The 24,597-nt window shown below is 70.7% G+C and carries 21 protein-coding genes; 19 read left to right on the top strand and 2 right to left on the bottom strand.

What is annotated here, in order from left to right; genetic code table 11:
- Positions 1-154: 154 nt before the first annotated feature.
- The 6 genes from DMA15_RS21430 (at position 155) to DMA15_RS38025 (ending at position 9,523) form a co-directional block, all read left to right on the top strand.
- Complete coding sequence (locus DMA15_RS21430; protein ID WP_125514395.1) at positions 155-3,238, top strand: bacterial transcriptional activator domain-containing protein; 3,084 nt, start codon at positions 155-157, stop codon at positions 3,236-3,238.
- A 63-nt stretch (positions 3,239-3,301) separates the two neighbouring features.
- The gene (locus DMA15_RS21435) at positions 3,302-4,030 is read left to right on the top strand and encodes an A24 family peptidase (protein WP_125514396.1); all 729 of its coding nucleotides are present in this window, start codon (positions 3,302-3,304) and stop codon (positions 4,028-4,030) included.
- Positions 4,031-4,101: 71 nt separating this feature from the next.
- A complete protein-coding gene (mqnC, locus tag DMA15_RS21440; protein WP_125514397.1) occupies positions 4,102-5,316 on the top strand; it encodes a cyclic dehypoxanthinyl futalosine synthase in 1,215 nt (404 codons plus the stop codon).
- Positions 5,317-5,323: 7 nt separating this feature from the next.
- On the top strand, positions 5,324-5,923 hold the full coding sequence (locus DMA15_RS21445) for a hypothetical protein (protein WP_125514398.1): 600 nt from the start codon (positions 5,324-5,326) through the stop codon (positions 5,921-5,923).
- Between the two features lie 164 nt (positions 5,924-6,087).
- Positions 6,088-6,783: a demethylmenaquinone methyltransferase gene (locus DMA15_RS21450; RefSeq protein ID WP_125514399.1), complete on the top strand. Its 696-nt coding sequence runs from the start codon at positions 6,088-6,090 to the stop codon at positions 6,781-6,783.
- Positions 6,784-6,913: 130 nt separating this feature from the next.
- Positions 6,914-9,523, top strand: a complete 2,610-nt coding sequence (locus tag DMA15_RS38025; protein WP_125514400.1) for a zinc-ribbon domain-containing protein — start codon at positions 6,914-6,916, stop codon at positions 9,521-9,523.
- 51 nt (positions 9,524-9,574) lie between these two features.
- Here the strand turns inward: DMA15_RS38025 and DMA15_RS21460 are convergent, their stop codons facing one another.
- Entirely contained in the window at positions 9,575-10,123 is a 549-nt protein-coding gene (locus DMA15_RS21460) for a GNAT family N-acetyltransferase (RefSeq protein ID WP_240659885.1), read from the bottom strand.
- Between the two features lie 97 nt (positions 10,124-10,220).
- Between DMA15_RS21460 and DMA15_RS21465 the strand changes: the two genes are divergently transcribed.
- Complete coding sequence (locus tag DMA15_RS21465) at positions 10,221-11,504, top strand: geranylgeranyl reductase family protein (protein ID WP_125514401.1); 1,284 nt, start codon at positions 10,221-10,223, stop codon at positions 11,502-11,504.
- A 70-nt stretch (positions 11,505-11,574) separates the two neighbouring features.
- Entirely contained in the window at positions 11,575-11,904 is a 330-nt protein-coding gene (locus DMA15_RS21470) for a putative quinol monooxygenase (RefSeq protein ID WP_125514402.1), read from the top strand.
- 101 nt (positions 11,905-12,005) lie between these two features.
- Here DMA15_RS21470 and DMA15_RS21475 read toward each other — a convergent pair whose 3' ends face one another.
- Positions 12,006-12,839 (bottom strand): C40 family peptidase, encoded by an 834-nt coding sequence (locus DMA15_RS21475; RefSeq protein WP_125514403.1) that lies wholly within the window; start codon positions 12,837-12,839, stop codon positions 12,006-12,008.
- 794 nt (positions 12,840-13,633) lie between these two features.
- On the opposite strand from DMA15_RS21475, the gene DMA15_RS21480 reads away from it, so the two are divergent.
- From DMA15_RS21480 to nuoK, 11 genes are read left to right on the top strand one after another with little or no spacing between them, the layout of a single operon-like run.
- Positions 13,634-13,993: an NADH-quinone oxidoreductase subunit A gene (locus DMA15_RS21480; protein ID WP_003992243.1), complete on the top strand. Its 360-nt coding sequence runs from the start codon at positions 13,634-13,636 to the stop codon at positions 13,991-13,993.
- Between the two features lie 21 nt (positions 13,994-14,014).
- On the top strand, positions 14,015-14,569 hold the full coding sequence (locus DMA15_RS21485; protein WP_125514404.1) for an NADH-quinone oxidoreductase subunit B: 555 nt from the start codon (positions 14,015-14,017) through the stop codon (positions 14,567-14,569).
- Positions 14,566-15,306, top strand: a complete 741-nt coding sequence (locus DMA15_RS21490; protein WP_125514405.1) for an NADH-quinone oxidoreductase subunit C — start codon at positions 14,566-14,568, stop codon at positions 15,304-15,306. The genes DMA15_RS21485 and DMA15_RS21490 overlap by 4 nt, the downstream gene beginning before the upstream one ends.
- The gene (locus DMA15_RS21495; RefSeq protein ID WP_125514406.1) at positions 15,306-16,658 is read left to right on the top strand and encodes an NADH-quinone oxidoreductase subunit D; all 1,353 of its coding nucleotides are present in this window, start codon (positions 15,306-15,308) and stop codon (positions 16,656-16,658) included. Before DMA15_RS21490 ends, DMA15_RS21495 begins: the two co-directional genes overlap by 1 nt.
- Complete coding sequence (nuoE, locus tag DMA15_RS21500; RefSeq protein ID WP_125514407.1) at positions 16,655-17,506, top strand: NADH-quinone oxidoreductase subunit NuoE; 852 nt, start codon at positions 16,655-16,657, stop codon at positions 17,504-17,506. Before DMA15_RS21495 ends, nuoE begins: the two co-directional genes overlap by 4 nt.
- Entirely contained in the window at positions 17,503-18,867 is a 1,365-nt protein-coding gene (nuoF, locus tag DMA15_RS21505; RefSeq protein ID WP_206302788.1) for an NADH-quinone oxidoreductase subunit NuoF, read from the top strand. The genes nuoE and nuoF overlap by 4 nt, the downstream gene beginning before the upstream one ends.
- The gene (locus DMA15_RS21510) at positions 18,864-21,374 is read left to right on the top strand and encodes an NADH-quinone oxidoreductase subunit G (protein WP_125514409.1); all 2,511 of its coding nucleotides are present in this window, start codon (positions 18,864-18,866) and stop codon (positions 21,372-21,374) included. The genes nuoF and DMA15_RS21510 overlap by 4 nt, the downstream gene beginning before the upstream one ends.
- A gap of 38 nt (positions 21,375-21,412) precedes the next feature.
- Positions 21,413-22,747 carry an NADH-quinone oxidoreductase subunit NuoH gene (nuoH, locus tag DMA15_RS21515; RefSeq protein ID WP_240660238.1) on the top strand — a complete coding sequence of 445 codons (1,335 nt, stop codon included), beginning with the start codon at positions 21,413-21,415 and terminating at the stop codon, positions 22,745-22,747.
- Positions 22,740-23,465, top strand: coding sequence for an NADH-quinone oxidoreductase subunit NuoI (gene nuoI / locus DMA15_RS21520; RefSeq protein WP_240659886.1), 726 nt, complete (start codon positions 22,740-22,742; stop codon positions 23,463-23,465). Before nuoH ends, nuoI begins: the two co-directional genes overlap by 8 nt.
- The gene (locus DMA15_RS21525) at positions 23,462-24,301 is read left to right on the top strand and encodes an NADH-quinone oxidoreductase subunit J (protein ID WP_125514411.1); all 840 of its coding nucleotides are present in this window, start codon (positions 23,462-23,464) and stop codon (positions 24,299-24,301) included. The genes nuoI and DMA15_RS21525 overlap by 4 nt, the downstream gene beginning before the upstream one ends.
- Positions 24,298-24,597: an NADH-quinone oxidoreductase subunit NuoK gene (gene nuoK, locus DMA15_RS21530; protein WP_055529377.1), complete on the top strand. Its 300-nt coding sequence runs from the start codon at positions 24,298-24,300 to the stop codon at positions 24,595-24,597. Before DMA15_RS21525 ends, nuoK begins: the two co-directional genes overlap by 4 nt.

Consider the following 24,597-nt stretch of genomic DNA (forward strand, 5'->3'; position numbering starts at 1 on the left):
CTTTGGTACGGCCGGTTGTCAAACGGGCGGCCACCCCGCCCACGCCCCTGTCTGACCTCCGGCACCTTCCGTACCATCGCCTCAGTACGCTCTTGCTACCACCATTCAATCCGCCCCCCTCTACGCCCTCCCACAGGACACCAGGACACCCGCCATGGCGCGCACCACCTCACGCTCGACGAGCCCGCCTGATCCGATGTCGCCGCGGAACCGGACGCCGCAGCCCCTGCCGCGGCGCCGGCGTTCCGTCGGGGACTTCGTCAAGGCATTCCTCGCCTTTGTCGCGCTCGCCGTGCTCCTGGTCGGCGTGCCGGGGGCCCTCGTGGTGTTCGTGGGGTGGCCGCTGCCGGGTGGATCGCCCTCGCTGAGCTGGCTCCAGCAGGAGATCACCGTCAGTACGTTCATCAACGTACTGACCGTCGTCGTCTGGTTCGCCTGGGCGCAGTTCACCGCCTGCGTACTGGTCGAGATAAAGGCCGCGCTCTCCGGAGTCGGCATCCCGAGCCGGGTGCCGGGCGCCGGTGGCAGCCAGCTGCTCGCGCGGCAACTGGTCGCCGCCTTGCTCCTGGTCGGCGCCACCGCAGCCAGCTTCGCGCCCGGGCTCTCGCAGTTCGGGCAGTCGTTGGAGGGCAACCAGAAGCCCGCGTCCGCCGCGAGCGCCCAGCAGACCCCGGGCGGCCTCTTCGGGCAGGAGCGGCAGACCGCCGCGTCCGCCGCCGACGCGCTCGCCGCGCAGGCCGAACAGGCCGCCGCGCACGCGGGCGGTGGCGCCGCCGCCAAGGACGGGGACACGAAGTACTACCGGATCCAGCCCCCCGAGGGACGCCACCACGACTCCCTGTGGGAGATAGCCGAGCGGCACCTCGGCGACGGCCGCCGGTACAAGGAGATCTACCAGCTCAACAAGGACCGCGAGCAGCCCGACGGCTCCAAGCTCTCCGAAGCGAGCCTCATCCGGCCCGGCTGGATCATGGAGATGCCCGCGGACGCGCACGGCGGCGAGCTGGTCGAGATGCCCGACGAGGCGCCCAAGGTCTCCGAGGACGTCAAGGAGCAGATCTCCGACTACTCCAAGACCGGCGACCAGCGCCAGGGCGGCGGTCAGCAGGACGGCGGCGACCAGCACGGCAGCGGCGACCGGCAGGGCAGTGGCGGGCAGCACGGCGGCAGCTCCGTCGACCGCGACACCGCGCACATCGTCCTGCCCGAACAGCGCCCCGCCGCCCCCGAGAAGCCCGCCATGCCGCAGGCCCCGGCCACCCCGGACGCCCCCGCCGCCGAAGCCCCCTCCGCGACCGGCGCCGGTCAGTCCGAGGACTCCGGCTTCGGGCTGCCCGAGGCGCTTCTCGGCGCGCCCCTCCTCGCCGCCGGTCTGCTCGGCGCCCTCGGCCGCCGCCGTCGGCACGCCCTGTGGCAGTCGGCCATGGGCGCGGTCGGCGCACGCCGAGGCATGCAGCCGCCGACCCCGACCGGGGACGCCGCCGATGTGCAGGACGCGCTGCTCGTGGGCGCCGACCCCGAAGGCGTACGCCTCCTGGACCTGTCGCTGCGCGGTCTCGCGGCCTCGCTCGCCGAGGAGAACCGCGCTTTGCCGACCGTGTACGCGGCCTGGCTGACCAACGGCGACCTGCACCTCCAGCTCGCCCAGCCCGCCGGACGGCCGCCCGCGCCCTGGCAGTTGGGGCAGGACCAGACGTTCTGGGTGCTCTCCCGCACGGACGCCGAGCGGTACGAGGACGTCGGCACCGCCGCTCCCTACCCGGGGCTGGTCAGCCTCGGCACCCTCGGCGCCCCCGAGGAATCGCGGCTGCTCCTCAACCTGGAGTCCGTGCCCGGCATCGTCTCGCTGAGCGGCAGCGCCAGCGACCGCGCCGCCGTCTTCGCCTCGGTCGCCGCCGAACTGGCCACCAACGGCTGGTCGGACCGCATGACCATCACCCTCGTCGGCTTCGGCCAGGACCTCACGCCGCTCGCGCCCAACCGGCTGCGGCACCTGGAGGACGTCGAAGCCCTCCTGGAGACCATGGAGGCCGAGACCCGCCAGCGGCGCGGCGCGCTCGGCGCCGCCGGACACGACTCCGTGCTCACCGGCCGCACCGGCCCCGCCCAGCACACCCGCTGGGCCCCGCACCTCGTGCTGCTCGCCGCCGAACCGGCCGGCGAGGACGCCGTCAAGCTCGCCGAACTGGCCGCGGACGCCAGCCGGTTGGGCATCGGCTATCTGGTCGGCACGGAATCCGGGGACCTGCCCGGCGCCGCCTGGGAGATGGAGATCACCCGGGAGGGCAAGCTGCTCGCGCCGCTGCTCGGCCTCGAACTGGCGGCCCAGACGCTGCCCGAGCCCCAGCAGCGCGCCGTCGTCCGGCTCTTCACCGACGCCGACCCGGACGGCTCCTCGGGCCCCACGGGCCCCGACGACGGCCCCGCGGCCGCCGCGCCCCCGTTCCTCGTCGACGTCACCGAGCAGGGGCGGCCCGCGGTCTACGCCCGCCTCGTCGGTACGTACGAGATCATCGGCCTCGGCACTCCGGACGGCGAGCGCAGCGCGCTGATGCACGAGGCGCTGGCCCTGCTGCTGATGCACCGCGAGGGCGTACACCCCCGGGTGCTCGCCTCCGCGCTGTGGCCGCGCGGTGTCACCGACGACGTGCGCGACGCGCTCGTCGAGCGGTTGCGCGAGTGGCTCGGCACCGACCCCGACGGCTCGCCCCGGCTGCGGGCCGACCGCAGCGGGCGGCTCACGCTCGCCAAGTCCGTCGTCTCGGACCTGGACGTGCTGCGGTCCCTGTACTACGAGGCCACCCAGGGGCGCGGCTCGGGCAACCGTGCCGTGCGCGGGCGGATGCTCACCGACGCGCTGGTGCTCGTCCGCGGACCGCTGCTCGCCGACCGGCCGCAGGGGCGGTACGGGTGGCTCACGCACGAGATCATCGACGCGCAGCTGCCGTTGCTCGTCGCCGACATCGGCCTCGCCCTGTCGGAGTTCCATCTGGAGAAGGGGCGGGCGGAGAAGGCGATCGAGGCGTTGAACGCTGCGCTGGGCTCGGCGCCGGGGGACGAGCGGCTCTGGAACGAGTTGCTCCGGGCTACGGCCGCGACGGAGGACCCTGCCCGCTTGCGGCGGGTCGCCGCGGATCTGGTTGCCCGGAGTGGGGCTCGGGGGCTGCCGCCTCGCACGGAGGCCTTGCTGGACGAGTTGCTGCCGGGTTGGCGTAGTGGGGTCTCCGCGGCGGGGTGAGTGGCTCTGCCGCCGCTTCGCGGCGGATGCTTTCCCACCCGCCCGTTACCCCGTGTCGAATAGGTGAACGTCTTGATCGCTCTCCTCGCCGTTCTCGGGGCGCTCTGGGGTGGCCTCGTCGGGCTCCTCGTTCCCCGTGCCGCCTACCGGCTCTCCGTCCAGCCCGAGGAGAGCTGGCGGCAGGAGTGCCCCGAGGGGCATCCCCTACAGGGGTGGGCCGGGCTCGCCCGCTGTTCCCGGGGCGGCTGGTACGGGCCCCGCACCGCCCTCGTCGCCCCTGCCACCGCCCTCGTCTGCGCCGCCCTCGCCGCCGCCACCGGCGCCCGGCCCGAGTTGGGCGCGTGGCTGCTGCTCGCGCCCTTCGGCGTGCTGCTCGCCGTGGTCGACTTCGGCGTACACCGGTTGCCGGACGTGCTCACCCTGCCACTCGCCGGGGGCGCGCTCGCGCTGCTCGGCGGTGCCGCGCTCGCGCCCGAGCACGCGGGGGAGTGGACCGGCGCGCTGTACGGGTCGCTCGCGCTGGCCGGTGCCTACTTCGTGCTCTTCCTCATCAACCCCAACGGCATGGGCTTCGGCGACGTGAAGCTCGCCCTCGCGCTCGGGGCGGTGCTCGGGTGGTACGGGTGGGGCGTGCTGCTGCTCGGCACCTTCGCGGGGTTCGTCCTCGCCGCGCTGTACGGCATCGGGCTCGTCGCCGCCCGCCGCGCCGGACGGAAGACGGCGATCCCGTTCGGGCCGTTCCTGATCGGCGGAGCCTTCGTGGGCGTGCTGCTGGGGGCGTACACCGCCTGACGTCAGGGCCCCGGAAGGGCTGGCGTACGCTGGCTTGGTCCGTCCGCAACCCTTACGAAAGGGACGTCCCGGTGACCGAGAAGGCCGACCTCACGTCGTTTGATGTCACAGCCGTCCTCGACCGTGCCGCCGCAGGTGGGCGGATCACCCCCGAAGAGGCGCTCGTCCTCTACCGTGACGCCCCGCTGCACGCGCTCGGCGCCGCCGCCGACGCCGTGCGCCGCCGCCGCTACGCCGGTACGGAGCACATCGCGACGTACATCATCGAGCGGAACATCAACTACACGAACGTCTGCGTGACGGCCTGCAAGTTCTGCGCCTTCTACGCCGCCCCGAAGGACACCAAGAAGGGCTGGAGCCGCGACCTCGACGACATCCTGCGCCGCTGCGCGGAGACCGTCGAGCTGGGCGGCACGCAGGTCATGTTCCAGGGCGGACACCACCCGGACTACGGCGTCGAGTACTACGAGAAGCACTTCGCGGCGATCAAGAAGAACTTCCCGCAGCTGGTCATCCACTCCCTCGGCGCGTCCGAGGTCGAGCACATGGCCCGCATCTCGAAGGTCTCCGTCGAGGAGGCCATCCAGCGGATCAACGCCGCCGGGCTCGACTCCTTCGCGGGTGCGGGCGCCGAACTGCTGCCCGAGCGGCCGCGCAAGGCGATCGCCCCGCTCAAGGAGAGCGGCGAGCGCTGGCTGGAGATCATGGAGATCGCCCACAACCTGGGCGTGGAGTCCACCTCCACGATGCTCATGGGCACGGGCGAGACCAACGCCGAGCGCATCGAGCACCTGCGGATGATCCGTGACGTACAGGACCGGACCGGCGGCTTCCGCGCCTTCATCCCGTACACGTACCAGCCCGAGAACAACCACCTCAAGGGCCGTACGCAGGCGACGATCTTCGAGTACATCCGCATGATCGCGATCGCCCGTCTCTTCCTCGACAACGTCGCGCACATCCAGGGCTCCTGGCTGACCACCGGCAAGGAGGCGGGCCAGCTGACGCTGCACTACGGAGCGGACGACCTCGGCTCGGTCATGCTGGAGGAGAACGTCGTCTCCTCGGCGGGCGCCAAGCACCGCTCGAACCTGCGCGAGATGATCGACATGATCCGTACGGCGGACCGGGTCCCGGCACAGCGCGCCACGACCTACGAGCACCTGGTGGTGCACGACGACCCGGCGAACGACCCCGTCGACGACCGCGTCGCCTCGCACATCTCGTCCACGGCGATCGAGGGCGGCACGGCACATCCCGAGCTGAAGCTCCTCGCCACGAACTGAGGCCCTGTTGCTCACCCTGCACGTCGCCGAGCACTCTCCGGAGGCGGCGGTCCTGGTCGACGGGTCGGTCGTCGCGGCGGTCGGTCCGTACGAGGATCTCGCCGCCGCCCACCCCTCGGCCCGGGTCCGCCGCTGGCCCGGCATCCTCACCCCCGGCCTGCTCAATCCGTACGGCCCCGAGCTGCTGGAGGCCGCCTACCACCCCGACCCGCGCGAGGCCGGCCGGCTGGGCACGGAGCCCATCGGCGGGGAGGGGGCGCAGCGGCTCTTCCGCACCGACCCGTCCCGTCTCGGCGCGAGCGCCCGGCGGGGCGTGCAGCGGATGCTGGCGCACGGCACGGTGGCCATCGCGGGCGACCTCCGCGCCCGCCCGGTCCTGGACGCGGTACGCAGGGCGGGCCTGGCCTCGGGCCACCGCCCACCCCGCCTCCCCGGCCCGCCGTCGCTCTCCCCGACCCCCCTGATCCTCCTCCCCCCACTGACGAGGTCGGCCCCGGCCCGCTTCGCGATCTTCGACGTCCCGTCCCGCGCCGAACTCGTACGCCAGGGCCCGCAGACATGCGTGGCGACGGTGGTAGCAGGCAGATTGGTCTACAGGGCCCGCTGAGGCGCCCCGTAAGGGGCGCGAGGAACGGCGCGAGCAACCACTCCCAACCCGCACGGGAGCGCCCGTAAGGGGCGCGAGGAACTGCGCGAGCAACCACAACAAACCCGCACGCGCCCACCGTCCCGCCCGCCAAGGCAGAAGACCGGCCTGACACAATAGGCCGGGTGACCCGCGCCTCATTGGACAAGCAGCCGCACGACGTCGCCACGATGTTCGACGACGTCGCGGAACGATACGACCTCACCAACGACGTGCTCTCCCTCGGCCAGGCCCGCCTCTGGCGCAAGGAGGTCGCGAAGGCGGTCGACGCGCGCCCCGCGCAGAAGATCCTGGACCTCGCCGCCGGCACCGCCACGTCCTCGCAGCCCTTCGCCCAGGCCGGTGCGTACGTCGTCCCCTGCGACTTCTCGCTCGGCATGCTTCGGGTCGGCAAGGCGCGCCACCCGTGGATGCCGTTCACCGCGGGCGACGGGACCAAGCTGCCGTTCAAGGACGACACCTTCGACGCCGTCACCATCTCCTTCGGCCTGCGCAACATCCAGGACACCGACGCCGCGCTGCGCGAGCTGTACCGCGTGACGAAGCCCGGCGGGCGGGTCGTGATCTGCGAGTTCTCCAGCCCGACCTGGGCGCCGTTCCGGACGGTCTACACCGAGTACCTGATGCGGGCGCTGCCGCCGGTCGCCCGCGCGGTCTCCTCCAACCCCGACGCCTACGTCTACCTCGCCGAGTCGATCCGCTCCTGGCCCGACCAGCCCGCGCTCGCCGCCCGGCTGCGGGAGACCGGCTGGTCGAAGGTGGCCTGGCGGAACCTGACCGGCGGCGTCGTGGCGCTGCACCGGGGCTTCAAGCAGGGCTGATCCACACAGGAGTTGAGGGCGAACGCTCCGTAACGCTTCAGTCGAGACCCGCGCCGGACCTTATGCGGTTCTTATAGGGTCGGTCCTTTCCCGCTCGCGGGTGATCTCCTGGACTGTGACGGAGCGTTTGATGGCGTTGTACTGCCCGCACTGCGGGGCCCCCGCCCCTGATGAGGCCCGCTTCTGCATGAAGTGCGGCAAGGAACGCCTTCCAGAGGCACCGGCCCCGGACGCGTCGGAACCGGAGGCGTCGGCGCCGGAAGCCCCGGATGCTCCGGACGTCCCGCCCGCTCCAACGAAGGCCCCCGAGACGGAAGTTCCCGCTCCGGAAGCCTCCCCGGCCTCCCCGGCCTCCCCGGCCGCCCCCGCCACACCGCCCCCACCGCCCGCCCACACCCCGGCCCCCGCCGCACTCGCCGCACCCGCCGCCCCCTCCGCCGTCGGCGTCTTCTTCGGGCGGACGTTCCGCGGCGACTGGGCCGGATCCGCGCAGGCCGCGCTCTGGCCCCTCGCGCTGCTCCTCGTCGGCGCCATCGGCATCGCGATCCCCTCGTACGGCCAGGACGACGAGGTGGTCGTCGACTTCACCGACCGGCTGCGGATCGGCCTCGCGCTGCTCCTCCAATCCGTGGGCGGCAGCTTCGACCTGACGGGCAGTGAGCAACAGCCCGGCCTCGGCTCGGGCGGACTCGACTCCGGCGGGTTCGGTTCGAACGGGCTGGGTTCGAACGGGCTCGGTTCGGACGGCCTCGGCTCGGACGCCTCCGGATCTGCCCTCGAAGGCACCGCCTCCCTGCACTTCGTTCCGCTCACGGTGACCGCGCTGGTGATCGTGGCGCTCTTCATCGGCGTACGCATCCTCCGCGGCCGCCTCCTCGCACGGGCCCAGGGCGGACACGGCGGCGGTACCACGGCAGGGCTCGAAGCAGCCGTGCGCGTCGCCCTGTTGGTGACCGCGGGCGTACTGGTGCTCGCCCTGTTCGCGCAGCCCGAGATCGAGGGCATCGAACTGTCGTCGTCCCCGGCGCTCGCCGCGCTCGGCGCGCTGTTGCTGACACTCGTCGTCTCCTGTGGCGTGCTGCACCCCTGGGGCTCCGCGCGGCCCGGCGCGCAGGCCGCGATCCGGGCCGTGGGCACCGCGCTGCGCGCCCTCGCCGTCGTCCTCGTGCTCTGCTCGGTCGTCGCCTTCATCAGCCTCGCGCAGGTGGACGACCTGAAGGAGATCACCGACCTCGACGACGCCGACATCTCGCCGCTCCTGATCGCGCTGCTCCTCCTGCCGAACCTCGCGATCGCCGCGCTCGGCATCGGCTGGGGCGCGGGCGCGGAGGCCTCCGTGAGCGGCAGCAGCTCCTTGCTGGCCGGCGGCTCCGAGAGCAGGTCCTTCGGCCTCTCCGAACTGGGTGACGCCACCAACGACTGGGCGATCGTGGGCGCGTTGGCGCTCGGCCTGGTCTGCGCGCTGACGCTCGGTGTCCTCGCCGCCCGCCGCTGCGCGAACCGCGGCGAACAGCTCCTCTCCGCCGCCGTCTTCCTCGGCCTCGTCCTGCTGCTCGCCGGGTCCGGCGGCATCGGCGTCGAGGGGTCCGGCGCGGCCGCCCCCGGGAGTTCGGGCATCGGCGGGGCCAGCGGCAACGGCAGTGTGGAGCTGGGGCTGAGCGTCCCCGAGGTGCTGCTCTTCGGGCTGCTGTGGGTCTTCGCGGCCGCACTGCTCGGCCCGTACCTGCTGCGGATGGCGGGACAGAGCGCCGCCCCGGCCGCCCCCGCGTACGCCCCCGGCGCGCCGCAGGCCCCCACTACCCCGGCAGCCGCCACCGGCCCCACCGGCCCCACCCCGACCGACCCCACCCCCGCCGAAGCCGCCGCGTACGTCACCCAGACGGCGCCCGGCACGCCCCCGACAGCCACCCCCACACCCGCGTACGCCCCCCAGACCCCCCAGACCCCCCAGACCCCGCACACCCCTCACATCCCGCACGCCGTCCACCTCGGCCACCAGCCCCCCGCCGCCAAGCCGCGCGGCAGGGCCGGAGTCTGGGTCGGCACGCTCGCCGGGGCCTTCCTCATCGGTGGCGGCGCGACGGCCGGAATCCTGATCTGGCAGGACAACGCCGACGACAAGTCGGACAGCGCGGGCAAGGACAGGCCCTCGGTCAGCCGGTCCGACGAGCCGAGCCGCGCCCCGAGCCAGGCGCCCGCCCCGGCCGTCTCGCAGGAGCCCCGGAGCCCGGAACCGAGCGACAGCACGGACCCCGGCACGGCCGACGACACCAACGCCCCCGAGGGCTCCGATGTGGTGACCGACTCGGAGGGCTTCTCCTTCGCCGTCCCCGAGGGCTGGACGCGGCAGCCCGTGAACCCGGAGCGCCCGGGGCAGATCACGTACGCCGGTTCGACCGGCCGTGAGGAGTTCCTCGTCGGTGTCGTCAAGGACGCGCCCTACACCTCGTACGAGAACTTCACGAACATCGAGAAGCACACCAAGTCCGCCCCGGACAAGTCGGACTACGACCGGATCCGGATGGAGAGGAACACCTTCCGGGGGCAGGACGGGGCGCTCTGGGAGTACACGTACACCGACGAGGCGGGCAGGACGATCCACGCCGTCAACCAGAGTTACGTCGCTCAGAACGGCACGGAGTACGCGATCCAGCTCTCCTGGCGCGAGGACTTCTGGCCCGCGGGCGAGGGCGTGGAGACGCACCGGACCGCACTGGAGACGTGGCGGCTCACGGACTGAACGCGGGGTGGGGGCCCGTCGAAACCGCCCACCCACCAGGCCCCCGGCCCGCTACAGCACCAGCCGGAAGCAGTACGCCACGCGCCGCTCCCCGTCGTTCCCCGGCCCGGGCGGCGTGGTGAACGTCTCGGCCAGCTCCATCCCGAGCCGCCGCGTCACGGCGACGGAGCGTTCGTTCCCGGCGGCGACCATCGCCACCACGCTCGGCACCCCCGCCGCCCGCAGCCGTTCGACGGTGGCGCGGGCGGCGGCGGTCGCGTACCCCTTGCCCCAGGCCGCGCGGGCAAGGCGCCAGCCGATCTCGATCTCGCCGGCCGGGCCCCAGGGGCGGTTCCACGGCTGGGCGCCCGTGAAGCCGATCGGCTCACCGGCCTCGTCCAGCAAAGTCCAGAAGCAGAAGCCAAGTTCGGCGTCGTGTCTGCGCTGGCGCGCGGTCAGCTCCTCGTACAGGGAAAGCTCCGCGGACGCGCCCCCGTGGAACTCCATGACCTCGGGATCGTCGAAGAGCCGGTGCCACGCGAAGGCGTCCTCGTGGGTGGGAACGCGCAGCCCTACGGCGGGAAGCCGTACGGCGGGCGGGGTGTCGATCTGCTCGGTCACGTGTGGCCCTTCGGCTGGCTGGTCGGTACCGCCTCATAGACTGCCCATACACCGTGCCGGTCGGCACACAGATTTCGAGCCTTGGGGAGAACCCGCCGTGACCGAGCCCCTCTCCGAACACACAGCGGACGTCATCGTCGTCGGAGCCGGGCCCGCCGGTTCGACCACGGCGTACTACCTGGCCAAGGCCGGGCTCGACGTCCTCCTCCTGGAGAAGACCGCGTTCCCGCGCGAGAAGGTCTGCGGCGACGGACTCACCCCGCGCGCCACCAAGCAGCTCGTCGCCATGGGCATCGACATCTCCGAGGAGGCGGGCTGGCTGCGCAACAAGGGCCTGCGCATCATCGGCGGCGGTGTCCGGCTCCAGCTGGACTGGCCCGAGCTGGCCTCGTACCCCGACTACGGCCTCGTACGGAAGCGCGACGACTTCGACGAGCAGCTCGCCCGGCAGGCCCAGAAGGCGGGCGCGCGGCTGTACGAGCGGTGCAACGTGGGCGAGCCGGTCATCGACGACCGCACCGGCCGCATCACCGGCGTGCACGCCAAGCTCGGCGAGGAGAAGACGCCCGTGCGCTTCCGCGCCCCGCTGGTCGTCGCGGCCGACGGCAACTCCTCGCGGATCTCGCTCGCCATGGGCCTGCACCGGCGCGAGGACCGCCCGATGGGCGTCGCCGTGCGGACGTACTTCACCTCGCCCCGCCACGACGACGACTACCTGGAGTCCTGGCTCGAACTGTGGGACCGCCGCGGGGCCCAGGACCGGCTCCTGCCCGGCTACGGCTGGATCTTCGGCATGGGCGACGGCACCTCCAACGTGGGCCTCGGCATCCTCAACTCCTCCAAGGCCTTCCGCGAGCTGGACTGGCGCGAGGTCCTCAAGGCGTGGTGCGCCTCGATGCCGCAGGACTGGGGGTACACCCCGGAGAACATGACGATGCCGATCCGCGGCGCCGCCCTGCCGATGGCCTTCAACCGCCAGCCGCACTACACCAAGGGGCTGCTGCTCGTCGGTGACGCGGGCGGCCTGGTGAACCCCTTCAACGGCGAAGGCATCGCGTACGCCATGGAGTCCGGCCAGATCGCGGCCGACGTCATCGTGCAGGCACACGCGCGTGCCACCCCGGCCCAGCGCGAACTGGCCCTCCAGAACTACCCGAAGACCCTCAAGGACACCTACGGCGGCTACTACACGCTGGGCCGCGCCTTCGTGAAGCTCATCGGCAACCCGAAGGTCATGAAGATCGCCACGCAGCGCGGCCTGACCCACCCCCTCCTGATGAAGTTCACGCTGAAGATGCTGGCGAACCTCACCGACCCGACGGGCGGCGACGCCATGGACCGCGTCATCAACGGCCTGAGCAAGGTGGCACCGAAGGCGTGAGCCCCGGCTCCGGCTCCGGGCCGTCATCGCCCGATTTGCCCACCCATTGCACGCAAGGCACGCTGAAGTCATGATTTTCATCGCCGTCAAGTTCACCGTCCGCCCCGAACACGCCGACACCTGGCTGGAGCGGACCGCCGAATTCACCCAAGCCACGCGTGCCGAGCCCGGCAACCTGTTCTACGAGTGGTCGCGCAGCGTCGACGACCCCAACCAGTTCGTGCTCCTGGAGGCCTTCGCCTCGCCCGAGGCCGGCGCCGCGCACGTCGACTCCGACCACTTCAGGGCGGCCATGGAGACGATGTCCGAGGCGATCGCCGAGGTCCCGCAGATCGTGAACACGGAGATCGAGGGCAACGACTGGTCGCGGATGTCGGAGCTGTCGCCGAAGAGTGACTAGCCGTTCGCCGCTGGAACGGCTGTACGGCCGTCTGAGGGCACGCCAAGGGCCGGAACCCCACCCGGGGGTTCCGGCCCTTGTTACGTCGCTCTAAGGGGCCGTCAGAGGACGCGCACGGCACCCGAGGCCGGGTAACCCGAGAGGTCCTGGATGACAACGCCCTTGCTGGGGTTGGCGGCGTCGAGGTACTGGCCGTTGCCGATGTACACACCGACGTGGTACGCGGAACCGGCGCCACCCCAGTAAAGGATGTCGCCCACCTGGAGGTTGGAGAGCGAGACCGGCGTACCGGCGACCGACTGGTCCTGCGAGACGCGCGGAAGGTCCACGCCCGCCTGCTTGAACGCGGCCTGCACCAGGCTGGAGCAGTCCCAGGCGTTGGGGCCGGAGGCGCCCATCACGTAGGCGTCGCCGAGCTGCGCCTTGAGGAAGCTGATGACCGTGCCGACGCTGCCGCTGGCCGGGGCGACGGAGTCCGAGGCGGTGGCGGCGGCACCGGAACCGGAGCCGGACGTCGACTGGGTGGAGAGCGTGGTGCGCTCGGTGGCACGGGAGGCGCGCTCCTCCTCGGCCTTCTTCTTCGCGGCGGCCTCGGCCTTGCGCTTGGCCTCGGCCTTCTTCTCGGCCTGCGCCTGGTCTTCCTGGGCCTGCTTGGCGGCCTTGGCGGCGGCGGCGTCCTGCTCGGCGCGCGACTCGTAGGTGACGGCGGCCTGCTGCGTCAGGTCGGCCGACTGCGCGATCTGCGCGGACAGATCGGTGGTCAGGGTGGGCATTTCGATGGTCTCGGACACCGGCTCGGCCGCGTTCGCCGTACCGGCCGCCGCGGCCACTGCCAGGGTGCTGAGGACGCCACCGGCAACTCCGGCGCGCAGGGCGATCTTGGAGGCGCTGCGACGGGGCTTCCGGTGGCTGGGTATGTGAGCGGTGTGGGACATGAGAACAACCGCTATCAGGGACTCACGGTTCCCTTCAAGAAACGTGTGGTGCGCCACAGTTGCCGTTCGCGGCCCTGAATCTCGGGCGTGTCGCTCCTTATTGACGCCGTAACGGGCAATGCGGACACCGGTGATCACGCCTGTGATCATGGGTTTTCTGAGATACGCCCGAATTGCCCACGGTCTACCACCGGTTGAGGCCGTTGGCCAAGCCCGGTTGATTTGGCGTGAGGGGCACTGTGGCGCACGTCACAGGGGACTCCCCTCGGGGATCTCCCTGAGACCTCGCCGAGACCTCCCTGAGATCTCCCGTACTTTTCGGCTGCCCTATGGGTGCATTCCCAATCGTTCGCGCGGACGTGGGTGCGGGCACGGGCGGCCCCTCGTGAATCGGCGCACGCGTCCACATCCGTCCCCGCCGCTGCCGCCAAAGTGTGAACGCGGCGCCTTTATCAAGGGAACGCGTCCAGCGCCAATTTGCTTGGCCGCTCCATCTCTTGATAGAGCGCCACGCCTTCGACCAGGCACAACCCGACGAGATGTCACCTCTAGTGATCACTCAGGCGCTTCGCGTACGAAGATCACCGCTCATCCGACTTCATGATCCTTCGTCAGGTGGTGGAGATCACAAAGACGTTGGCGCACCCCGTGTCGCAGATCACAGACCGCCGGGCATAAGATGCGGGGCAGTTGGGCTTGTGACCTGCTTCACATGTAAGCGATCTTCGGTGGGGGTCAGGGCCGGGTCCGACGTAACCGCCAACAGTCAGTGCCGACTGAGAGGAGCGAGGAGCGTGAACGCCTATGCGCCCATCCTCGTGCTGGGAGCCCTCGGGGCAGGCTTTGCGATCTTCTCCGTGGTCATGGCCACGCTTATCGGTCCAAAGCGGTACAACCGCGCGAAGCTAGAGGCCTATGAGTGCGGTATCGAGCCGACGCCGACGCCGGCCGGTGGTGGGCGATTCCCCATCAAGTACTACCTGACGGCGATGCTCTTCATCGTCTTCGACATCGAGATCGTCTTCCTCTACCCCTGGGCCGTCACCTTCGACGCGCTGGGGATTTTCGGGCTCGTGGAGATGCTGCTCTTCGTGCTCACCGTCTTCGTCGCGTACGCGTACGTATGGCGGCGCGGCGGCCTGGAATGGGACTAAAGGTCTGAGGGGCCAAAGAGCATGGGACTCGAAGAGAAACTGCCGAGCGGTTTTCTGCTGACCACCGTCGAACAAGCCGCGGGCTGGGTGCGCAAGTCATCCGTCTTCCCCGCCACCTTCGGCCTCGCGTGCTGCGCCATCGAGATGATGACGACGGGCGCGGGGCGGTACGACCTGGCGCGCTTCGGCATGGAGGTCTTCCGCGGCTCGCCGCGCCAGGCCGATCTGATGATCGTGGCCGGCCGGGTGAGCCAGAAGATGGCGCCGGTCCTGCGGCAGGTCTATGACCAGATGCCCAACCCCAAGTGGGTGATCTCGATGGGAGTTTGCGCCTCATCTGGCGGGATGTTCAACAATTACGCGATTGTGCAAGGTGTGGACCACATTGTCCCTGTTGACATCTATTTGCCCGGCTGTCCGCCGCGGCCCGAGATGCTGATGGACGCGATTCTCAAGCTCCACCAGAAGATCCAGGGCTCCAAGCTCGGCGTGAACGCGCAAGAAGCGGCCCGCGAGGCGGAGGAGGCGGCCCTCAAGGCGCTCCCCACCATCGAGATGAAGGGGCTGCTGCGGTGAGCGACGCGCACGACAAGCACGACACGCCCGGCGAGCAGCCGAACGGCAACGGCGTGCCCGCCCCGCGCGGCGCGGCCGCCGAGGTCATCCGCGTACGCAAGGGGATGTTCGGCGCCGAGGACGGCGGGGACACCTCCGGCTACGGCGGGCTCGTGCGGACCATCACGCTGCCCGGCGCCTCCGCGCGCCCCTACGGCGGCTGGTTCGACGAGGTCGCGGACGAGCTGGAGGGCGCCCTGGAGGAGCAGGGCCTGCTCCCGGAGAACGCGATCGAGAAGACGGTCGTCGACCGCGGCGAGCTGACCTTCCACATCGCGCGCGAGCACCTCCTGCGCGTCGCCCAGACCCTGCGCGACGACCCGGCCCTGCGCTTCGAGCTGTGCACGGGCGTCTCGGGAGTGCACTTCCTGGAGGACAAGGGCCGCGAGCTGCACGCCGTCTACCACCTGCGCTCGATCACCCACAACCGGCTGATCCGGCTGGAGGTCAGCGCCCCCGACGCCGATCCGCACGTCCCCTCGCTGGTCTCCGTCTATCCGACGAACGACTGGCACGAGCGCGAGACGTACGACTTCTTCGGGCTGGTCTTCGACGGCCACCCGGCCCTGACGCGGATCATGATGCCGGACGACTGGCAGGGCTTCCCGCAGCGCAAGGACTACCCCCTCGGCGGCATCCCCGTCGAGTACAAGGGCGCCCAGATCCCGGCTCCGGACCAGCGGAGGTCGTACAGCTGATGTCCACTTCACAGGGAACCCCCCAGGCCGGCGCGGCCTCCGCGGCCTCCGCCCGGGAGACGACCGAGGGGACCGTATATACGGTCACCGGCGGCGACTGGGACGAGGTCGTCCAGGCCGCCGCGAAGGCCGACGACGAGCGCATCATCGTCAACATGGGGCCCCAGCACCCCTCCACGCACGGTGTGCTCCGCCTCATCCTGGAGATCGAGGGCGAGACCGTCGCCGAGGCCCGCTGCGGCATCGGCTATCTGCACACGGGCATCGAGAAGAACCTCGAATACCGCACGTGGACGCAGGGCACGACGTTCGTCACGCGCATGGACTACCTGACGCCGTTCTTCAACGAGACGGCCTACTGCCTCGGGGTCGAGAAGCTGCTCGGCATCGAGGAGCAGATCCCGGACCGCGCCTCGGTCATCCGCGTGCTCCTCATGGAGCTGAACCGCCTCTCCTCGCACCTGGTGGCCATCGCCACCGGCGGCATGGAACTCGGCGCGACGACGATCATGATCTACGGCTTCCGGGATCGTGAACTCATTCTCGACATCTACGAGTTGATCACCGGCCTGCGCATGAACCACGCGTACATCCGGCCCGGCGGACTCGCCCAGGACCTGCCGCCCGGCGCGGTGGACCAGATCCGCGAGTTCGTGAAGAAGATGAACAAGAACCTTCCCGAGTACGACAAGCTCGCCACCGGGAACCCCATCTTCAAGGCCCGTATGCAGGACGTCGGCTACCTCGACCTCGCCGGCTGCATGGCGCTCGGCGCCACCGGCCCGGTCCTGCGCTCGGCGGGCCTGCCGCACGACCTGCGCAAGTCCCAGCCCTACTGCGGCTACGAGAACTACGACTTCGAGATCCCCACCGCGGACACCTGCGACTCCTACGGCCGCTTCCTCATCCGCCTCGAGGAGATGCGGCAGTCGCTGCGCATCGTCGAGCAGTGCCTGGACCGGCTCGCCCCCGGACCGGTGATGGTCGCCGACAAGAAGATCGCCTGGCCCGCCCAACTGGCCCTCGGCCCGGACGGTCTCGGCAACTCGCTCGACCACATCAAGAAGATCATGGGCACCTCCATGGAGTCCCTGATCCACCACTTCAAGCTGGTGACCGAGGGCTTCCGGGTCCCCGCCGGACAGGTGTACACCGCGGTCGAGTCGCCCAAGGGCGAACTGGGCGTGCACGTCGTCTCCGACGGCGGCACCCGCCCCTACCGGGTCCACTTCCGTGACCCGTCCTTCACCAATCTGCAGGCCATGGCGGCGATGTGCGAGGGCGGCCAGGTCGCCGACGTCATCGTCGCCGTCGCGTCCATCGACCCCGTGATGGGAGGCGTCGACCGGTGACCACCACTCCTGAAGAGCAGGACACGGGCGTCAGCCTGGGCATGCCCCAACTCCCCGCCCCCGACTACCCGGCCGACGTCCGGGCCCGGTTGGGCGCGGACGCCAAGGAGATCATCGCCCGCTACCCGGGATCGCGGTCCGCGCTCCTGCCCCTGCTGCACCTGGTGCAGGCGGAGGAGGGCCACGTCACGCGCACGGGCATGCGGTTCTGCGCCGAGACACTGGGCCTGACCACCGCCGAGGTCACCGCCGTGGCGACCTTCTACACCATGTACCGGCGCAAGCCCTCCGGTGACTACCAGGTCGGCGTCTGCACCAACACGCTGTGCGCGGTGATGGGCGGCGACGCGATCTTCGAAGAGCTCAAGCAGCACCTCGGCGTCGGCAACGACGAGACGACCGAGGACGGCAAGATCACCCTTGAGCACATCGAGTGCAACGCGGCCTGCGACTTCGCCCCCGTGGTGATGGTCAACTGGGAGTTCTTCGACAACCAGACGCCCCAGTCCGCCAAGCGGCTCGTCGACGACCTGCGCGCGGGCGTCCCCGTCGAACCCACCCGCGGCGCGCCGCTGTGCACGTACAAGGAGACCGCCCGGATCCTGGCGGGCTTCCCCGACGAGCGCCCCGGTGCCGTCGAGGCGAGCGGTGGCGCGGGCCCCGCCTCACTGATCGGACTGCGCCTGGCCAAGGGCGAGGCGTCGCAACGGCGCGTGGTCCACCCGCGCGCGGGAGGTCCGCAGACCGACGCGCCCGCCGAGCACCTCAGCTCGCACGACGCACCGCAGCAGACCTCGGCATCCGACCCGGCCCACCCGGCCGGACCGACCGCCGAGGAGGGGGAGTGATGACCTTGGCAGCCGAGATCGACAACGAGACCAGCCCCGAGAAACTGCTCTCGCCGGTCCTCTCCGCCTTCTGGGACGAGGAGAAGCCCTGGACGCTGGAGACCTACCGGCGGCACGAGGGGTACGAGGGTCTGCGCAAGGCGCTCGCCATGGCCCCGGACGACCTCATCGCGTACGTGAAGGACGCGGGTCTGCGGGGCCGGGGCGGCGCCGGATTCCCCACCGGGATGAAGTGGCAGTTCATCCCGCAGGGAGACGGCAAACCGCACTATCTAGTTGTCAACGCCGACGAGTCGGAGCCGGGGACCTGCAAGGACATCCCGCTCCTCTTCGCGAACCCGCACTCCCTCATCGAGGGGATCGTGATCGCGTGCTACGCGATCCGGTCGTCGCATGCCTTCATCTATCTGCGGGGCGAGGTCGTCCCCGTGCTGCGCAGGCTGCACGAGGCCGTCCGCGAGGCCTATGCGGCGGGCTACCTCGGCAAGAACGTCCTGGGCAGCGGACTCGATCTCGAACTCACCGTGCACGCGGGCGCGGGCGCGTACATCTGCGGTGAGGAGACCGCGCTGCTCGACTCGCTCGAAGGCCGCCGGGGCCAACCGCGACTGCGTCCCCCCTTCCCGGCCGTCGCGGGCCTTTACGCATGCCCCACTGTCGTGAACAACGTCGAGTCCATCGCGTCGGTTCCCGCGATCCTGAACCGCGGAAAAGACTGGTTCAAGTCGATGGGGAGCGAGAAGTCCCCGGGCTTCACGCTCTACTCGCTGAGCGGCCACGTCACCAACCCCGGCCAGTACGAGGCGCCGCTCGGCATCACGCTGCGCCAGCTGCTCGACATGAGCGGCGGCATGCGCGCCGGACACCGGCTCAAGTTCTGGACGCCCGGCGGCTCTTCGACGCCGATGTTCACCGACGAGCACCTCGACGTCCCCCTCGACTACGAGGGCGTGGGCGCCGCCGGTTCGATGCTCGGCACCAAGGCGCTCCAGTGCTTCGACGAGACGACGTGCGTCGTGCGGGCCGTCACCCGGTGGACCGAGTTCTACGCCCATGAGTCCTGCGGCAAGTGCACGCCCTGCCGCGAAGGGACGTACTGGCTGGTGCAGTTGCTGCGGGACATCGAGGCCGGCAAGGGCTCCATGGGCGACCTCGACAAGCTGAACGACATCGCCGACAACATCAACGGCAAGTCCTTCTGCGCCCTCGGCGACGGCGCGGCCTCGCCGATCTTCTCCTCGCTGAAGTACTTCCGCGCGGAGTACGAGCAGCACATCACCGGCAGGGGCTGCCCCTTCGATCCGGCCAAGTCGACTCTCTGGGCCGACCGGCCCGCCGACCACGCGGAGGTGAACGCATGACAGTGACCACGAACAGCGCTCCCTCCGGGGGCGGGGAGGCGGCCGTTCCGCCGGAGGACCTCGTCTCGCTGACGATCGACGGCATCGAGATCAGCGTCCCCAAGGGGACGCTGGTGATCCGCGCCGCCGAACTCCTCGGCATCGAGATCCCCCGCTTCTGCGACCACCCGCTGCTCGACCCGGCGGGCGCCTGCCGCCAGTGCATCGTGGAGGTGGAGGGCCAGCGCAAGCCGATGGCGTCCTGCACCATCACCTGTACCGACGGCATGGTCGTCAAGTCGCAGCTGACCTCGCCGGTCGCCGAGAAGTCGCAGCGCGGTGTGATGGAGCTGCTGCTCATCAACCACCCGCTGGACTGCCCGGTGTGCGACAAGGGCGGCGAGTGCCCCCTGCAGAACCAGGCGATGCAGGTCGGCGAAGCGGACTCCCGCTTCGAGGGCAAGAAGCGCACGTACGAGAAGCCGGTGCCGATCTCCACCCAGGTGCTGCTCGACCGCGAGCGGTGCGTGCTGTGCGCGCGCTGCACCCGGTTCAGCAACCAGATCGCCGGCGACCCGATGATCGAGCTGATCGAGCGCGGCGCGCTCCAGCAGGTCGGCACGGGGGAGGGCGACCCCTTCGAGTCGTACTTCTCCGGGAACACCATCCAGATGTGCCCGGTGGGCGCGCTGACCTCGGCGGCGTACCGCTTCCGTTCACGCCCCTTCGACCTGGTGTCGTCGCCGTCGGTGTGCGAGCACTGCTCGGGCGGCTGCGCGACCCGCACCGACCACCGCCGCGGCAAGGTCATGCGGCGGCTCGCGGCGGAGGACCCCGAGGTCAACGAGGAGTGGATGTGCGACAAGGGGCGCTTCGCCTTCCGCTACGCCCAGCGGCCCGACCGGCTCACCCACCCCCTGGTGCGCAACGCCTCGGGTGAACTGGAGCCCGCCAGCTGGCCCGAGGCCCTGGCGGCCGCGGCCCGCGGCCTCGCCGCCGCGCGCGGCCGGGCCGGGGTGCTGACCGGCGGCAGGCTCACGGTCGAGGACGCCTACGCGTACAGCAAGTACGCGCGCGTGGCGCTCGACACGAACGACATCGACTTCCGCGCGCGCGTGCACAGCAGCGAGGAGGCCGACTTCCTCGCGGCGCGGGTGGCCGGACGGGGCCTGGACCTCGACGGGACCGGTGTCACGTACGCCGCTCTGGAGAAGGCCCCCGCGGTCCTGCTCGTCGGTCTGGAGGCGGAGGAGGAGGCGCCCGGCGTCTTCCTGCGGCTGCGCAAGGCCTGGCGCAAGCACGGCCAGCGCACCTTCTCCCTCGCCACGCACATGACCCGGGGCCTGGAGAAGGCGGGCGGCACGCTGCTGCCCGCGGCTCCCGGCACCGAGACGGAGTGGCTGGACGCGCTCGCGTCCGGGGTGGGCCTTGCGGACGACGGGGCCAAGGCCGCGGACGCTCTGCGCGCTGCGGGCGCCGTCATCGTCATCGGTGAACGGCTCGCGGCGGTTCCCGGCGGGCTCACCGCGGCCGCGCGGGCCGCCTCCGCGACCGGCGCCCAGCTGGTGTGGATCCCGCGCAGGGCCGGGGAGCGTGCCGCCGTCGAGGTGGGCGCGCTGCCGTCGCTGCTGCCCGGCGGACGTCCGGCCACCGACCCGCGCGCGCGGGACGAGGTCGCGGCCGCCTGGGGCGTCGCCGAACTCCCGCACCGCTACGGCCGCGACACCGGCCAGATCCTGGAGGCCGCCGCCACCGGCGAACTGGGCGCGCTGCTCGTGGCGGGCGTCGAGGTGGCCGACCTGCCGGATCCGGCGCGCGCGCGTGAGGCGCTCGACGCGGTCGGTTTCCTGGTCTCGCTGGAGCTGCGGCCCAGCGAGGTGACACAACGGGCGCACGTCGTCCTTCCGGTGGCCGCCGTCGCGGAGAAGCCCGGCACGTTCCTCAACTGGGAGGGCCGCGCGCGGATGTTCGATGCCGCACTCAAGCCGGACCAGATGACGCGCAGGCTGGCCCCCACCGACGCGCGCGTACTGCACATGCTGGCCGACGCCGGTGACCTCCACCTCGGCCTGCCCGACCTGGTGACGCTCCGCCGCGAGCTCGACCGGCTCGGCGGCTGGGACGGCCCGCATGCCACCGAGCCGCTGGAGACGGCGGCCCAGCCGCCGCGGCCCGCCTCCGGAGAGGCCGTGCTCGCCGGGCACCGGCTCCTGCTCGACCAGGGCCGCCTCCAGGACGGCGACGAAGCGCTGGCCGGTACGCGGCACGCGGCCCACGCGCGCGTGTCCGCCGCCACGGCCGCCGAGGCGGGCGTGAAGGACGGCGACCTCCTCGCGGTCACCGGCCCCGCCGGGTCGACCGCGCTGCCGCTCCAGGTCACGCAGATGCCCGACCGGGTGGTCTGGCTGCCGCTGAACTCGACCGGGGGAGGCGTCACTTCGGACACCGGCGCCCGCCCCGGCGAACTCGTCCGTATCGGCCCGGCGGTCCTGCCGGAGCCCACCGAGGCCCCGGAGGTGACGTCGTGAGGCACACCGTGGTGCCGCTTGCGGCGGAAGACCTGTCCATGTTCGGCCGCGACCCCTGGTGGCTGATCGCCCTCAAGGCGGTCTTCTGCTTCGCGTTCCTGATGGTGACGGTCCTCTTCTCCATCGTGTGGGAGCGCAAGGTCGTCGCGTGGATGCAGCTGCGCATCGGCCCCAACCGGCACGGGCCCTGGGGGATGCTCCAGTCCCTCGCCGACGGCGTCAAGCTGATGCTGAAGGAAGACGTCATCGTCAAGCGCGCGGACAAGGTGGTCTACGTCCTCGCGCCGATCGTCGCGGCGATCCCCGCCTTCATGGCGATCGCGGTGATCCCCTTCGGGCCCGCGGGCAACGAGGTCTCGATCTTCGGCCAGCGCACCACGATGCAACTCACCGACCTGCCGATCGCGATGCTCTACATCCTCGCGGTCGCCTCCGTCGGCATCTACGGCATCGTGCTCGCGGGCTGGAGCTCCGGGTCCACCTATCCGCTCCTCGGCGGACTGCGTTCCTGCGCGCAGATGATCTCGTACGAGATCGCGATGGGCGCGGCGTTCGCCTCCGTCTTCCTCTACTCCGGGTCGATGTCGACCTCGGCGATCGTGGAGGCGCAGGCCGACCGCTGGTACGTACTGCTGCTGCCGGTGTCGTTCCTCATCTACATCGTGACGATGATCGGTGAGACCAACCGCGCGCCGTTCGACATGCCGGAGTCCGAGGGCGACCTCGTCGGTGGCTTCAACACCGAGTACTCCTCCATCAAGTTCGCGCTGTTCATGCTCGCCGAGTACGTCAACATGGTCACCGTCTCGGCGGTCTCGGTCACGCTCTTCCTCGGCGGCTGGCGGGCCCCGTATCCGATCAGCACCTTCTGGGAGGGCGCGAACCACGGCTGGTGGCCGATGCTCTGGTTCGTGATCAAGGTCCAGCTGCTGCTGTTCTTCTTCATCTGGCTGCGCGGCACGCTGCCACGCGTGCGCTACGACCAGCTGATGAAGCTCGGCTGGAAGGTCCTCATCCCGGTCTCCGTCGTCTGGCTGATGCTCGTCGCCACGGTCAGGGCGATGCGGAACGAGAACTATGACTTCTCCTCGATCGCGCTCTATGTGGGCGGCGGGGTCATCGCGCTGCTGTTGCTCTCCGTGGTCGTCGACATCTTCCGCGACCGGCGGGAGAAGGAGGCCGCCGCCGAGGAGAAACCGGTCGCCTTCGACCCGATGGCGGGCGGCTTCCCCGTGCCGCCGCTGCCCGGCCAGAGCCTGCCACCCGTCCCGCGCCGACGCTCGCGCCAGGAGCGGGAGCTGATTGTCAGTGGTGGGCCGGATACTCAAAGTGACGGAACCCGAAGTGACGGAAAGGAGGCGTCCGATGGCTGAGTCGAAGAAGCAGACACCGGGATCACCGGCATCCCCGGCATCGCCCGAGTCACCCCACGAGTCGAACCAATCGAAGCAGGGGTTCCAGAACCCCGTCGCGGGCTTCGGCGTGACCTTCAAGGCCATGTTCAAGAAGCGGCTGACCGAGCAGTATCCGGAGCAGCAGAAGACCACCGCTCCCCGCTTCCACGGCAGGCACCAGCTGAACCGCCATCCGGACGGCCTGGAGAAGTGCGTCGGCTGCGAGCTCTGCGCCTGGGCCTGCCCCGCCGACGCCATCTACGTGGAGGGCGCGGACAACACGGAAGAGGAGCGGTACTCCCCGGGCGAGCGGTACGGCCGCGTCTACCAGATCAACTACGCCCGCTGCATCCTGTGCGGCCTGTGCATCGAGGCGTGCCCCACGCGCGCGCTGACGATGACGAACGAGTTCGAGCTGGCCGACAGCAGCCGCGAGAACCTCATCTACACCAAGGAGCAGCTGCTCGCCGGGCTCGAGGAGGGCATGGTCGAAAGCCCGCACTCGATCTTCCCCGGCATGGACGAGCAGGACTACTACCGAGGTCTGGTGACCGAGGCCGCGCCGGGGACGGTTCCCCAAGTGGCCCGCTCCAAGGGCGAGACGCCCCAGGAGGCGGCCTCGGACTTCGGGGACGGCGAACCGGCCTCCGGGAAGGTGGTCGGCGGACCGGCGTCGGAGAAGGTGATCCGCCGATGACGCAGCTCGCCGCCTACACCACCTCCACGGGCGAGGCCTTCCAGTTCTGGATCCTCGGCACGGTCGCCGTGATCGGCGCCCTGTGCACGATCCTCATGAAGAAGGCCGTGCACAGCGCGCTCTGTCTCGCCGGGACCATGATCATCCTGGCGGTCTTCTACCTCGCCAACGGCGCGTACTTCCTGGGCGTCGTCCAGATCGTCGTCTACACGGGCGCGATCATGATGCTCTTCCTCTTCGTGGTCATGCTCGTCGGTGTCACCGCCGCCGACTCCCTGAAGGAGACCATCAAGGGCCAGCGCTGGCTGGCGCTGCTCTGCGGACTCGGCTTCGCGGTGCTGCTCTTCGCGGGCATCGGGAACGCCTCGGTGAAGGAGTTCAACGGCCTCGGCAAGGCGAACGCCGGCGGCAACGTCGAGGGCCTGGCGGAACTCATCTTCACCAAGTACGTCTTCGCCTTCGAGATCACCGGCGCGCTGCTCATCACCGCCACGGTCGGCGCGATGGTGCTCACCCACCGCGAGCGCACGGAGCGCGCCAAGACCCAGCGCGAGCGGTCCGAGGAGCGCGTGCGCGAGGGCAAGCACCTGCCGCCGCTGCCCGCCCCGGGTGTGTACGCCCGGCACAACGCCGTGGACATCGCCGGTCTGCTCCCCGACGGCACGCCCTCGGAGCTGACGGTCAACAAGACGCTGCGCGAGCGCGGCCAGATCCGTGACGTGTCGAGCGAGGCCCTGGACGACCTGCGGGCGCTGGAGCAGCGCTCCACCGACCGGCTGGAGCGGCCCGACCTGCGCGCGACCGACAGCGGGCGGACCGAGGAGGCGTCGAAGTGAACCCCGTCAACTACCTCTATCTCGCCGCCCTGTTGTTCGCGATCGGTGCCACCGGCGTGCTCATCAGGCGGAACGCGATCGTGGTGTTCATGTGTATCGAGCTGATGCTCAACGCCTGCAACCTCGCGTTCGTGGCCTTCTCCCGGATGCACGGCAACCTCGACGGCCAGATCATCGCGTTCTTCACGATGGTCGTCGCCGCCGCGGAGGTCGTGGTCGGGCTCGCGATCATCGTGTCGCTCTTCCGTTCCCGCCACTCGGCCTCGGTCGACGACGCCAGCCTGATGAAGCTGTAA

The sequence above is a fragment of the Streptomyces sp. WAC 01529 genome (assembly GCF_003945545.1).
Lineage (GTDB): Bacteria > Actinomycetota > Actinomycetes > Streptomycetales > Streptomycetaceae > Streptomyces > Streptomyces anatolicus.